Source organism: Flaviramulus multivorans (genome assembly GCF_021728415.1).
GTDB lineage: Bacteria > Bacteroidota > Bacteroidia > Flavobacteriales > Flavobacteriaceae > Sabulilitoribacter > Sabulilitoribacter multivorans.
The window spans coordinates 910,935-924,720 of the sequence record NZ_JAKKDV010000001.1 but is presented as its reverse complement, the minus strand read 5'-3'; the positions used below and the strand labels follow the sequence as shown (position 1 = coordinate 924,720).

Annotated in this window: 13 protein-coding genes; 9 read left to right on the top strand and 4 right to left on the bottom strand. The window is 32.0% G+C overall.

The window, feature by feature from the left end; genetic code table 11:
- Positions 1-8: 8 nt before the first annotated feature.
- Both L3X39_RS04100 and L3X39_RS04095 read right to left on the bottom strand, forming a co-directional pair.
- Positions 9-686, bottom strand: coding sequence for a succinate dehydrogenase cytochrome b subunit (locus L3X39_RS04100; protein ID WP_237230475.1), 678 nt, complete (start codon positions 684-686; stop codon positions 9-11).
- Positions 687-846: 160 nt separating this feature from the next.
- Positions 847-2,661 (bottom strand): T9SS type A sorting domain-containing protein, encoded by a 1,815-nt coding sequence (locus L3X39_RS04095; protein WP_237230474.1) that lies wholly within the window; start codon positions 2,659-2,661, stop codon positions 847-849.
- Between the two features lie 109 nt (positions 2,662-2,770).
- Here L3X39_RS04095 and L3X39_RS04090 point away from each other — a divergent pair, with 109 nt between their 5' ends.
- Positions 2,771-4,063, top strand: coding sequence for an aminopeptidase P family protein (locus tag L3X39_RS04090; protein ID WP_237230473.1), 1,293 nt, complete (start codon positions 2,771-2,773; stop codon positions 4,061-4,063).
- 61 nt (positions 4,064-4,124) lie between these two features.
- A complete protein-coding gene (locus L3X39_RS04085; RefSeq protein ID WP_237230472.1) occupies positions 4,125-5,495 on the top strand; it encodes a leucine-rich repeat domain-containing protein in 1,371 nt (456 codons plus the stop codon).
- Between the two features lie 55 nt (positions 5,496-5,550).
- Here L3X39_RS04085 and L3X39_RS04080 read toward each other — a convergent pair whose 3' ends face one another.
- Positions 5,551-6,873 carry an aspartate kinase gene (locus L3X39_RS04080; protein ID WP_237230471.1) on the bottom strand — a complete coding sequence of 441 codons (1,323 nt, stop codon included), beginning with the start codon at positions 6,871-6,873 and terminating at the stop codon, positions 5,551-5,553.
- Positions 6,874-6,970: 97 nt separating this feature from the next.
- On the opposite strand from L3X39_RS04080, the gene L3X39_RS04075 reads away from it, so the two are divergent.
- The 4 genes from L3X39_RS04075 (at position 6,971) to L3X39_RS04060 (ending at position 9,153) form a co-directional block, all read left to right on the top strand.
- Entirely contained in the window at positions 6,971-7,627 is a 657-nt protein-coding gene (locus L3X39_RS04075) for a hypothetical protein (protein WP_237230470.1), read from the top strand.
- Positions 7,628-7,712: 85 nt separating this feature from the next.
- The gene (locus tag L3X39_RS04070; protein ID WP_237230469.1) at positions 7,713-8,492 is read left to right on the top strand and encodes an alpha/beta fold hydrolase; all 780 of its coding nucleotides are present in this window, start codon (positions 7,713-7,715) and stop codon (positions 8,490-8,492) included.
- A 56-nt stretch (positions 8,493-8,548) separates the two neighbouring features.
- Entirely contained in the window at positions 8,549-8,842 is a 294-nt protein-coding gene (locus L3X39_RS04065; protein ID WP_237230468.1) for a DUF1660 family phage protein, read from the top strand.
- Positions 8,843-8,895: 53 nt separating this feature from the next.
- The gene (locus tag L3X39_RS04060) at positions 8,896-9,153 is read left to right on the top strand and encodes a DUF1660 family phage protein (protein ID WP_237230467.1); all 258 of its coding nucleotides are present in this window, start codon (positions 8,896-8,898) and stop codon (positions 9,151-9,153) included.
- Here L3X39_RS04060 and thiL read toward each other — a convergent pair.
- Positions 9,143-10,189, bottom strand: coding sequence for a thiamine-phosphate kinase (gene thiL, locus L3X39_RS04055; RefSeq protein ID WP_237230466.1), 1,047 nt, complete (start codon positions 10,187-10,189; stop codon positions 9,143-9,145). The genes L3X39_RS04060 and thiL overlap by 11 nt on opposite strands.
- 83 nt (positions 10,190-10,272) lie before the next feature.
- Here thiL and L3X39_RS04050 point away from each other — a divergent pair, with 83 nt between their 5' ends.
- The 3 genes from L3X39_RS04050 to L3X39_RS04040 are packed head-to-tail and all read left to right on the top strand — an operon-like array spanning position 10,273 to position 13,752.
- Positions 10,273-11,631, top strand: coding sequence for a choice-of-anchor B family protein (locus L3X39_RS04050; RefSeq protein WP_237230465.1), 1,359 nt, complete (start codon positions 10,273-10,275; stop codon positions 11,629-11,631).
- Between the two features lie 9 nt (positions 11,632-11,640).
- Positions 11,641-12,978: a hypothetical protein gene (locus L3X39_RS04045; protein ID WP_237230464.1), complete on the top strand. Its 1,338-nt coding sequence runs from the start codon at positions 11,641-11,643 to the stop codon at positions 12,976-12,978.
- 3 nt (positions 12,979-12,981) lie between these two features.
- On the top strand, positions 12,982-13,752 hold the full coding sequence (locus L3X39_RS04040; RefSeq protein WP_237230463.1) for an MbnP family protein: 771 nt from the start codon (positions 12,982-12,984) through the stop codon (positions 13,750-13,752).
- Positions 13,753-13,786 lie beyond the last annotated feature (34 nt).

Genomic DNA, 13,786 nt, shown 5'->3' with positions numbered 1-13,786 from the left:
ATTTCAGATTAATGGTTAAAATGATGATAAAGTGCAATAAAAATAAATCCTAAAGGAATTATTATTGAATAGGCTTTTCCTATATTTTGAAGGGTTTTCTTTCTGCCAGCAGTTGCTCCCATCGATTGAAATGCCGAGGTAAACCCATGTAATAAGTGTAAAGCTAAAAACACGAATGCTAACACGTATGCTCCAACCCTTATTGGGCTAACAAACTTATGGGTTAGCTCTTCATAATAGCGAAATCCTTCAACACCTTCTATGGTTCCAGACCAATCGCCCTTTATGAATTTTGTATTAATTTCTGGAAACCAAAAATCTATAAAATGTAGCACAATAAAAGCAAGTATTGCTACACCGCTATAAATCATGTTTCTACTCATCCAAGTTGAATTTGCAGCGCCATTATTCTTTACATAAGCTACTTTTCTAGCTTTTTTATTTTTAATTTCTAACACAAATCCCATAACAAAGTGGAATACAACACCAAAAATTAACACTGGTTGTAATACAAATTGGATTAAAGGGTTTGTTCCCATAAAATGAGAAACTTCGTTAAAAAGATCAGGATTAAATACTGATAAAATGTTAATTGAAAAATGTTGAAGTAGGAAAAACATAAGGAAGAATGCAGAAAGCGCCATAGCTACTTTTCTTCCAATTGAAGATTTAAAAAATCCACCCATTTTTATAAAGTTAATTTATTTAACACAAAGGTACGTTAGGACGCATATATACACAAATAACAAATGCCTTGTTTTAGCTATTTAGAATGATTTTAAAGAATTTGTATAAAAAGAAAAAAGGTATTCAAATGAATACCTTTTTTTAAGGTTCTTTTTTCTATTAATTAACTACTAACTTCTTTGTTATCATTGCATTATCAGAGTAAATATTTACAAAATAAACTCCTTTTGAAACCCCTATTAAATCGATTGTTTTTGTCCTTGGCGAATCGGACATATCAATTTGAGATATTAATCTTCCGCTTAGGTCATAAATAACGGTTTTTTGTAAGTTAATTAATGAATTGTTTTTTATATTAAATTCATTACGTGCTGGATTAGGGAAAATAGTAATTGCTTTAGCTAATTCATTTTCTTCAACACTTAATGGGCATGATGCATCTGTCATAACTAACTGTCCGCAAACCGCTGAACCAGTACTTCTACTTTGAACATTACTTGCGGCTGTAATGTTGTCTGCCGTTAAAACACGCTGCTGTTCACTATTTGAAAGCGCATAATGCATTACATCATCCATATTATCACCATCGAAAGCAGTATCTATAACATGCCCTAATTGATGCCCATGACCTAATTCATGTAACGCCACGCTATAAAAATCGTATTCTGTAATGCCTGGTAAACCAGAGCCAAAATGCCAATTGGTTTCACTATCAAAAACTATATCCAGTTCTGATACAAACCAATCAAAAGTAACACCACCACATCCAGAATACCATGAATAACATATCCCAAGAACATTAGTGTCAAGTTCTGAACCATTATCGAAACGAATAACATTGGTTCCATCTGAGGAACCACCAACCATATCAACCGCGGTTGCAGTCCCGCTAATGGTCCAATTTATTCCAGTTTGGCAAATCCATTCGTTAAAAGCGCTTTCAAAATCTGCCCTAGCACCAGGATGTTCAGTATCATTAAAGAAATCCGTTTGCATTTGCCATGTATATCCGCCACTTGCGTTAGCTCTAATGTGTTGTACTTGATAAGCTTCATCTCCAGAACCAGGATCGAAAACCACATTACTTTCAGCATATGATACTGTTAAAGTAGATGATAGCGGAGATTGTCCATTGCTGCTATCCTCTACATAAATAGGTCCCGTTCCAGCACCAGAAGGCACTTCCACTGTAATTTCAGTATCACCCCAAGTTAATACTTGTGTATCTAAAGCATTAATGTAAGTACCTCCTCCATCATCTGCATTACTAAACCAAACTGTCCCTTGAGTAGCTCCAAAATCAGTTCCTGTAATAGTTAAAACATCTTTTGTTCCTGCGGTAACAACTGACTTGTCTAGAGTTAAACTACCTGGAGGCAATAACCCTTTTGCCTGATTTTGCATTCTTTTAGAATGAATTTCTTGTATATCAAAACTCGAAATAATGGAATAATCTCTTTTTGTTAAGCCTAATATTTCATTATAAAACGTTGATTTAATACCTTGTTTTTTGTTAAATGGATTAACTGCCAAATCATTATATAAGTTATATTTATAAAACCCTTGAACTGATCCGTAAGGTTTAAATATTTGTGTTGCAGATTTTGATTCTGTTTTTACTTTATCGCTTTCTACTAAAGTAAAAACCCCAATATCTCCTTTTTGAAGTTTTAAACTTGGATGTGCAATTAAGGCTTTCAATCCAACCGTTCCACCCAGAGTTATAACCTCTATAGTTGCTAATGGATTTCCTTTAAAAACTTTATAAACTTCAACGGTATTTGCTGTATAAATTAAGCCGTCGCTCGTGTTCCAAAATGACCTTTTTGAAATAACTTTTCCCTCAATCACCAAACTAGATTTTTCTATTTGCTGACTTAAAGGTAATTCAATAAGCATTTCTTGTGCATTACTTGTTTTTGAAATCAATATTGAAAATAATATTAGAAATAACAAGGATAGTTTTCTTTTCATAATATAAACTTTTGAGTTATAAAACTATGGGGGAGTATCAAATATAGTAAATTATCAATTAAGATTTATTTTGTTTTACTACTTTTATCAAACATAACAAACATATAATATGAAATACTTACCTATTGATAATAAGCTTTTTACGAACAATAGAGCAAACTTTACGGCTAAAATGAAACCTAATAGTTTGGCTGTTTTTAACTCTAATGATATTTATCCTATAAGTGCAGATAGCACCATGCCTTTTGAGCAACATAGGGATATATTTTACTTAAGCGGTGTAGACCAAGAAGAAAGCATTTTAGTTCTGTTCCCTGATTGCCCAAAAGAAAAACACCGTGAAATTTTATTTTTAAAAGAAACTAACGACCATATTGCTGTTTGGGAAGGGGAAAAATTAACAAAAGAAAAAGCTTTTGAAACAAGCGGAGTCAAAACTGTTTATTGGCTTCATGACATGGAAAAAATTATGTTTGAGTTAATGACGCAGTGTGATACTGTCTATATTAATACCAATGAACATTACAGAGCCAATGTAGAAACAGAAACTCGTGAAGACCGTTATACAAAATGGCTTAAAGCAAAATACCCAGCGCATTCTGTAGCTAAAAGCAATCCTATTTTACAAAGACTTCGTTCGGTTAAAGACCCTATTGAAATTAAACTTATGCAACAGGCTTGCGATATAACAGAAAAGGGGTTTAGACGCATACTTAATTTTGTAAAACCTAATGTTTGGGAATATGAAATTGAAGCTGAATTTATGCACGAGTTTTTGAGAAACCGCTCAAAAGGGTTTGCTTATACGCCTATAATTGCCTCTGGAAACAATGCCAACGTACTACATTATGTAGAAAATAACCAACAGTGTAAAGCAGGCGATTTAATTTTGTTTGATGTCGCTGCTGAATACGCCAATTATTCAAGTGATTTAAGCAGGACCATTCCTGTTTCGGGTAAATTTAATAAAAGGCAAAAAGAAGTTTATAACGCGGTTAATCGTGTTAAAAAAGAAGCAACAAAAATGCTTACACCCGGAACTTTTTGGGCGGATTATCACGTTGAAGTAGGCAAACTAATGACTAGCGAATTATTGGGATTAGGATTATTAGATAAAGCGGATGTACAAAATGAAAATCCCGATTGGCCAGCTTACAAAAAATATTTTATGCATGGTACATCGCATCATATTGGTTTAGATACGCACGACTATGGGATTCTAACAGAGCCTATGCAAGCTAATATGGTGTTTACTGTAGAACCTGGTATATATATTCCAGATGAAGGCTTTGGAATTCGATTAGAGGATGATGTTGTTATACAAGAATCTGGAGAGCCTTTTAATTTAATGAAAAACATCCCAATTGAAGCTGATGAAATTGAAGATTTGATGAATAAATAACTCTTTTTCCATTAACAGAAAACATAATATTAACAAATAATTTTCTTAAACAGTTAAATTTATGAAAGCAAAGTTGGGCAGTGGCATTTATATGAGTCTCATATTTTGTTGCTCTTTGCTTTTGTTTAATTGTAGTCCAGATGACGAAAGTTCAATACCAAAAATAGGAAACATCCCAGACTCTGCTTTTGAGCAATCTCTAATTGATTTGGGCTATGATGATGTTTTAGATGGCGAAATTTTAACTGCCAATGTGGTTAATGTAACCGAACTAAATATCACTGGTTATAATTTAGATATAGATGATAAAATAAAAGATTTAACTGGAATTGAATATTTTATCGGCTTAACAAAATTGAATTGTTCAAACCAAAATATTTCCTCACTAAATTTAACTAATAATTTAGGTTTAAAAGAGTTAGAAATAGCAGATATGGGATCTGAAAATTTAGCTAATTTAAACATAAGTAAAAATGTTGAACTTGAGATATTAAAGTGCTTTAGAAGCGGTGTTATAAATTTAGATTTAAGTAAGAATATTAATTTAGTAGAATTATACACATACGAGAATAATAAACTTTCAAATCTAGATATTCTTAATAATACAGAATTAAAAGTACTGTGGTGTTACGGTAATGATTTAAGCGATTTAGATGTTAGCAATAATACAAATTTAGAAGTTCTAGATTGTAGGTTTAACAATCTCATCAACTTAGATGTTAGTCAAAATGCAAAGCTTAAACATCTCTCTTTTTGGGACAACGAAATCTCTAGTATCGATGTTAGTAACAATCTTGCTTTAGAGCTTTTTGATTGTTCAGATAATCCGATTAGTAATATTGATGTTACCAATAATTTATCTTTAGAAGCTTTGGGTTGCAATGGAAATCAGTTAACAAGCATTGACGTAAGCAAAAACACAGCATTAAAAAGTTTAGGTTGTAATAACAATCAACTTACTACCTTAGATATTAGTAATAATTTAGGTTTAATTAGTTTGTCTTTTGGATACAACCCTATTTCTAACATTAACCTAAGTAATAATTTGGCTATAGAGTATTTGTCAATTGATAACACAATAATATCCAATTTAGATGTTAGCAATAACGTAGCGTTAGAAATCCTTTTATGCAACAACAACCAACAACTCTCAACCTTAGATGTTAGTGGTAATTCGTCCTTAGTTTGGCTTCAATGTTATAATAACCAACTTAACACTTTAAATGTAAATGGTGCTGCTAACTTAAATATTTTAGAATGTAATAACAACCTGATTACTTTGCTTGATGTTAGCAACAATTCCAATTTAACCACGCTAGATTGCACTTCAAATAATTTAACCTGCATTCAGGTTAATGATGCACAGTTAGGAAATATTCCAACTAATTGGGTAAAAGACAACACAGCTTCATACGCAATTACTTGTAATTAATAAAAAAAAGGATTGTTAAGCAACAACCCTTTATATAACACTAAAAATTGCAATTTTAAAGAGTGACTAATTCAAATAAATAATTGTTTAATTTTTGAAGTGTGTTAATTTTATCGTTGGTATCAATTAATAACGAAATGTTATTCTTACTACCACCATAAGAAATCATTCTTATTTTAACATCTTGCAATATTTGGAATAATCTATAAGTTTCTTGATGGTTTACAATATTATGCCCTACCAAACAAACAATACTTTGGTTTTTGTCTACTTCTATTAAGGCTATTTTATTTAACTCAGTTAAAATAGCATCAAGATTTCTATCATCATCAATAGTTAATGATACAGCTACCTCCGATGTGGTAATCATATCGATAGAGGTTTTATAAGTTTCAAAAATTTCGAATACCTTTTTTAAGAAACCATGCGCTTGCAACATGCGAGCCGATTTAATTTTTATAGCGGTAATGTTATCTTTCGCGGCAATAGCTTTAACTCCTTTTGTTGACGTTTCGTCAGAAATTAAAGTACCGTAAGCCTCTGGGTTCATGGTATTTTTTAAACGTACAGGAATATTATCTGCTCTTACAGGCGTTACCGTTTGTGGATGTAATATTTTAGCACCAAAATAGGCTAACTCTGCAGCTTCATCAAATGATAAGTTAGAAATTGGATTGGTATTATCTACATATCTAGGATCATTATTATGCATCCCATCAATATCCGTCCAAATTTGAACCTCTTCAGCTTTAATAGCAGCACCTATAATAGTTGCCGTATAATCACTACCTCCTCTTTGTAAATTTGAAATAGCACCATCATTATCTAAACATATAAACCCTTGAGTAATATAAATTTGTGAAGCATCAGCAGCTTCAAAAACTACTTTAAAATTCTCTTCTATATAATTTAAATCTGGTTCTTTAAATTCATCTATACGCATGAAACTTAAAGCAGGAAGTAATGCAGATTTTACACCTTCTTGAACTAAATAACTGTTAAACATGTATGTAGAAAGTAATTCGCCTTGAGCAACAATTTCATTCTCTAAATGCTCTGAAAATGTTTTATAAGTGCATTCAACCAAAAAATTAAACACTCCAGAAACATATGTTTTTACATCTTCATTTAATTCTTTGTTTTGTAAAAGATTATCTATTGTAATAAAATAAGTTTCGTGAAGCTTGTTTATTTTATCAATAGCTTCATTGGATTGATTATTAGCTATATCTTGCGCAATAGACACCAATTGGTTAGTAGTTCCAGACATTGCTGAAAGTACCACAACTTTTTTTTCGCCATCGTTAATAATACTCTTAACGTTGCTCATATTTTTTACAGAACCAACTGAGGTTCCTCCAAATTTCAATACCTTCATTTTCATTAATTTGAGTGTAAAATTAAAACTCATTTATCTATTAACACTGTTTATTAAAGAAAATGTTTATTTTTGTACATAATGTTAAATAATTAACATGAGAACTGTATCTAACTGTGTTGAAGACATTTTGATAGCGCAACCTTATTTAGAAGAAGCGCTATCTCGGAATATTATAAACTTTAGTGCTTTAGCAGTGGAGTTGACTGCACCTATAAGTGAAATGCTTAAAAAAGAGGTGAAACCAGGAGCTATTATGATGGCGCTTAGGCGGTATAATCCACCTGCATCTTTGTCGAATACAGTAAAAATGAAGCGCGTGATACAAAACTTAGGCGATATAACTGTACGCTCAAATTTAACGGATTTTACAGTAAAAAATTCGGATACCCTTATTGATAATCATGCCAAAATTTTAGAGAGAATAAATCAAGAGTCAAAATTATTTTACACTTTTACAAGAGGAATTCACGAAAGCAATATTATTATTTCCAGCAGTTTAAATGATTTTATTGAAGATCAATTAAAACACGAAACATTTCTAGCAGTACAAGATGGTTTATCAGCCATAAGCATAAACTTACCTAAGGACAATTCAAAAATTGCGGGTTTATACTACCATTTTTTTAAGCGTTTAGCTTGGGAAGGTGTAGTGCTTTATGAAGTAATTTCAACCACAAACGAGTTTACTATTTTAGTAGAAGACGAATTTGTTGATAAAGCATTTGCCGCTATTAAAAGAGTAAAATCTTAATTCTTTCATCTTACTTTTTAAAAAATCTAGTCCAATTAAAATAAATAACGTCAGTAAATATATCTTTGCCTAAGATATATTAAAAATGGTTATTCAATATAAAGGAGCAAACATTTATTATACCGATATAGGGAAAGGACAAACACTTGTTCTGCTTCATGGTTTTTTAGAAAACAGTACTATGTGGCAACCATTTATTCCTAAGCTTTCCAAAAACAACAGAGTAATTTGTATTGATTTATTAGGACACGGAAAGACTGATTGTTTAGGTTATATCCACACTATGGAACTTATGGCTGAAGCTGTTGAAGCTGTTTTGAAAAAACTTCACATAAAAAAAGCATTTTTTGTAGGTCATTCTATGGGAGGATACGTAGCTCTTGCCTTTGCAGATAAAAATCCTAATATGTTACAAGGTTTATGTTTAATGAACTCAACAGCTCAACCAGATTCTATTGAAAGACAAACAAACAGAGATAGGGCAATCATTGCTGTTAAGGAAAATCACAAGCGGTTTATTAATATGTCTATTTCTAACTTATTCAGACCAAAAAACAGAACTCTATTTTCAGAAGAAATAAAGCAGGTTAAAAAGGAAGCTTTACTAACTCCTTTACAAGGTATTGTTGCGGCATTAGAAGGAATGAAAATAAGAAAAGACAGAACTTATTTACTAAATAATACTAAACAAAAATTAGTGATGATTATTAGTAAAAAAGACCCTGTTTTAGATTACAATACACTCTTAAATCAAGTTAAAAACACATCAGTTGAAGTTGTTGAATTTAACGACGGACATATGAGTCATATTGAAAATAAAAACGAGTTAGTAAACACAATAATGCATTTCATCGAAAATAAATGACATTTTATCGTTGTTTTGTTTTTTTTATGTAAGTTTAAACCCCAAATGTCCCAAACATGAAAAAAACTACTACCAACAAACCTTCTTTAATCCCAAAGATGTACTGCAATCTCTTCGGTCATGATTACCAAGTAACTAAAAAAGTAACCTACCATGTAAAAGAATACACTTGTAGGCATTGTAGAAAAGAACTAACTACAAACAGCAATGGCAGATTAATAGAGTTAACCCCTAAGTTTAGAGAGATTAATGCTATCTTAGAACGTATCCACAACTCCAGAATGGAACGTTTAAAGAGAAAAGCTGTCACTTCATCGATTTATCGTCAAGTAGTACAATCTTGTGAATGATTTTTAATACTTTAATGGTCTCCTTTTAAACTAATTAAGACATTAAAAATTAAATGAAAAACATTCATTGCAAAATGTTTGGTCACAACTTCAAAGTTACAAGACATGTTACCTTTCATGTTAAAGAATATACTTGTAAAAACTGTAACAAAGAGTTAACCACTAACAGTAACGGGCGTCTTGTTGAATTGACTCCTAAATTTAAAGAAATAAATAATGTCTTGGAGCGTATTCATCAAAAACGCGCACTTAAAAAAGCTAAAAATGATTCACCTCCACCAATAGACAATCTATTAGTTTTTAGTCATTAAAATTTTTCCAGCCTTGTGCTTTTATTGGAATTTTGGTATCGGTTCTGGTAACCAAATGCAATCCTTCTTTTTGTTCCTTAATGTGCCCTATAACACTCAAACTAGGGTTTGCCTTAATTTTTAGATAATCTTCTTGACTTATTGTAAATAATAATTCGTAATCCTCACCTCCATTTAAAGCAACCGTTGTACTATCTATATTAAATTCTTCACATGTTGAAATTACTTGTGGGTCTAATGGAATTTTGTCTTCGTATAAATCGCAGCCTACTTCACTTTGTTTACATAAATGAATAATTTCGGAAGATAAACCATCACTAATATCAATCATTGAAGTTGGTTTAACCTTTAAATCCTCTAATAGTTTAACAATATCTTTGCGAGCTTCAGGCTTAAGTTGTCGCTCTATAATATAAGTGTATGATTCTAAGTCTGGTTGATTATTTGGGTTGACTTTGTAAACTTCCTTTTCGCGTTCAAGAATTTGAAGTCCCATATACGCTGCACCTAAATCTCCACTTACAACAAGCAAATCGTTTGGTTTAGCCCCATTTCTATATACAACTTTATCACTATCTACTTCTCCTATTGCAGTAACAGAAATAAGCAACCCCTTATTTGACGATGTAGTATCACCACCTACAACATCAATATTATATATTTTGGCAGCAGTTTCAATACCCGCATATAAATCTTCTAATGCTTCTAAAGGAAATCTATTAGAAACGGCTATTGAAACTGTTATTTGAGAAGCACTGGCATTCATAGCGTATACATCAGATAGGTTAACTATAACGGCTTTATACCCCAAATGCTTCAAGGGCATATAGCTTAAATCAAAATGTACGCCTTCAACAAGCAAATCGGTAGTTACTACTATCTTTTTATTCTTGAAATCTAATACAGCTGCATCATCGCCAATGCCCTTAACGGTAGATTTATGATTGATTTTAAAGTTTTTAGTTAAATGATCTATAAGCCCAAATTCACCTAAATCACTTAATTGAGTTCTCTGTTGATTCTTATCTTCTATCATACTGCAAAAATAAGAAGCTATTTTTGTTTTTACTATCTTTATACCAAAACTAAATTTATTTAGTTATTATTAAAAAAACTGCTATGAAATTCCTACGATTCATTTTCATCATACTTCCTGTATGTCTGTTATTTTTCACTTTACAGTCTTGCAACACTGAACCAGTTGAAAGATTAGCTATTGTTGATACTGATGGCGATGGTATAGTAGATAGTTTAGATAACTGTGTTTCTATAGCTAATCCAAATCAAGAAGATGATGACAATGACGGTATTGGAAATTTATGTGATAACGATTTTGCAGACCCTAATGCGCCTTTAGCGCAATGTATTGATGGTTTTGCGGATGTTTATCCTTGTAACGATTATGATTTAATGGGCTATGTGTCTATAGATGATTTAGGTGGTGCAGGTTCTTCAGGAAATGATTGTTGGGGTTGGGTAGATCCTACTACCCAAAAAGAATACGTTATTTATTGTGCAAATAATGGTGTTGCTTTTGTAGATATTTCTACACCTAATAATCCTATTGTTGTTGGAAAACTTCTTACAGCAACCATAAACAGCGCATGGCGAGATGCAAAAATATATAATAATTATGCCTTTATTGTTGCTGATAGAGCAGGCAACCATGGCATGCAAGTGTTCGATTTAACACGTTTAAGAAATGTATCTAATCCGCCTGAAACATTTGCTTCTGACGCACGGTTTACAGAATTTGGTAGCGCTCACAATATAGTGATTAATGAATCTAGCCCGTACGCCTATATTGTTGGCACTGGCAAAGGGTCTTCATATTTAGGGGCAACTATTATGGTAGATATCCAAAACCCATTAAACTCAGTAAATTTAGGCACAATTAATGGATATTCGCATGATGCTTTGGTAGTAACCTATAACGGTCCTGACACAGAACATAATGGTAAAGAAATTTACATTGGAAGTAATGAAAATATTATAACAATTGTTGATATAACTGATAAGTCAAACCCTTTAACTTTATCAACAGTAAATTACAGTAATGTAGGCTATACGCACCAAGGTTGGCTTTCGGAAGATATGAGCTATTTTATTTTAGGGGACGAACTTGATGAATTAAATAACGGCAACAATACTAAAACTATTGTTTTTGACTTTACAGATTTAGATAACCCAACATTTGCATTTAATTATTTCGGACCAACCGAAGCTATTGACCATAATGGCTATGTGGTTGGAAACACATTTTATCTTGCTAATTATAGAGCAGGTGTAAGAATGATTGATATATCAAATATTCAGAATAATTCGTTTCAAGAAATTGGTTTCTTTGACACCTATCCGGAAAATGATATTGCAGATTTTGATGGTGCTTGGAGTGTTTATCCATACTTCCCTAGTGAAAACATAGCCATAAGTGATATTAACAGAGGCTTATTTATAGTACGAAAAAGCGATTTATAATTTTTCATCATGTATTTTAAAGAGTATACCCCAAAGTTTGCTTGGATTCTCTTCATTATTTTAAGTTGCTCTTCAAATAATGATAATACCAATAATACTGCGGAGTTAGAAATTGATTTTGTGAAAACTTTTGGTGGAACAAATAATGATAGTGCTCAAGCTATTACGAAAACTCAGGATGGTGGATATGCTGTAATAGGATATACCCAAAGTAGCGATGGGGATGTTTTAAACAAAACTAATGTGTCTTTTGATTATTGGCTACTTAAATTTGATAGTAACAGTAATTTACAATGGCAGAAGACTTATGGAGGAACGGATGATGATAGAGGCAGTGATATAATCCAAACTACTGATGGTGGCTTCGCCATAATTGGCTATAGTAAAAGCAGTGATTTAGACGTTACCGAAAATGCTGGCGCCAATGATTTTTGGATATCAAAACTGGATGCATCTGGAACTATAACTTGGGAAAAGTCATTTGGTTTTCAAGGTGCAGATAGTGGTATTTCTATTATTCAAACCAATGATAATGGCTTTTTATTAACTGGAGTTTTAGATGTATCTGCTTCGGGTGGTCAAGGCAATAGTAAAACTATTTCTTCAAAAAGACACGCTGGAGGAGATTATTGGGTAATTAAAATTGATGCATCTGGCGAAAAAGAATGGAGTCATTTTTATGGTGGCACTTTCACTGATACATCTTATGATGCTATACAAACTGAAGACAAAGGCTATTTAATTATAGGCTCTTCGGATAGTGATGATGTTGATATTACAGGAAACAAAGGGTCTTACGATTTTTGGGTAGTCAAAATTTCAGAAAACGGCAATTTTGCTTGGGAAAAATCTTTCGGAGGTTCAGAAATTGATGAAGCTAGGGCCATAGCTAAAACTAATGATGGTAATTACATAATTGTTGGTGATACTAGAAGCAGTAATTTAGACGTTACAAACAATAAAGGAGCTGCTGACTTATGGATAATTAAAATATCTCCTGATGGAAATTTAATTTGGGAACAATCTTTTGGAGGGAGTAGCTTTGATGTGGGTCGGTCGGTTTATAAAACAGATGATAATGGATTTTTAATATCAGGAAATTCTAGAAGCTCTGATGGTGATGTATTATCAAACTTTGGGCAGAATGATGCTTGGGTTTTAAAAATTGATGCTGACGCTAATTTAATATGGCAAAAAACCATTGGAGGGTCTGAAATAGATTTTGCTAACGATGCTGTTGAACTAAATGATGGAACCATACTTATTGCTGGAGAATCTAATAGCAACAACTTCGATATAACAGAAAACAAAGGTTTTACTGATTTACTCATTATAAAATTAAAATAAAAAATGAAAAATATAATCGTTCTTTTTACACTAACACTTTTTATTTTTTCTTGTAGCAAAGAAAATGATGAAAACACTACTACTCCTGAAGTAAGCACAACCTTTAATTTCATCCATTATTGGGATGAAACGGCCGTTTTTAAAATTCTTTTTAACATTATTCAATTCACTAATGCTAATGGCGATGATTTAAGTATTACTAAGCTGCGATATATAGTTTCAAAAATAGCTTTTCAAAAAGCAAATGGTGACGATATTGTAATAAGTGGTTATAATTTGGTTGATGTAACTAATGGTACAAATTTATCGTTTGTACCGAGTACAAAAATTCCCATCGGCAATTACAGTAACGTAAGTTTTACTTTTGGTTTTGATGATGTTTACAATAGTGGAAATTACCCAGATTTGAATTCAGCATCCTGGAATGTACCTGAAATGCTAGGTGGTGGTTATCATTATATGCAATTAGAAGGCAAATTTATAGATGAGAATTCAAACGAAACAGGTTATGCATACCACACAATAAGAGCGGTAGATAACACTGGCTCAACGCTAGTGTTACAAGATACTTCAATTGAGGTAAACTTAGGTCCTGTAAACATTACACAAAATGTAACTTTTAACATAGCCATGAATATTGCCGAATGGTTTAAAAACCCTAACACTTGGAATTTAAACGAATTAAACAACGCTTTAATGCCAAATTATGACGCGCAAATTATGATGAATGAAAATGGGCAAAACGTATTTAGTTTAGAATCTGTTATACAATGATTTTGAAATGAGCAATAACAAGAAGTTGGAATAT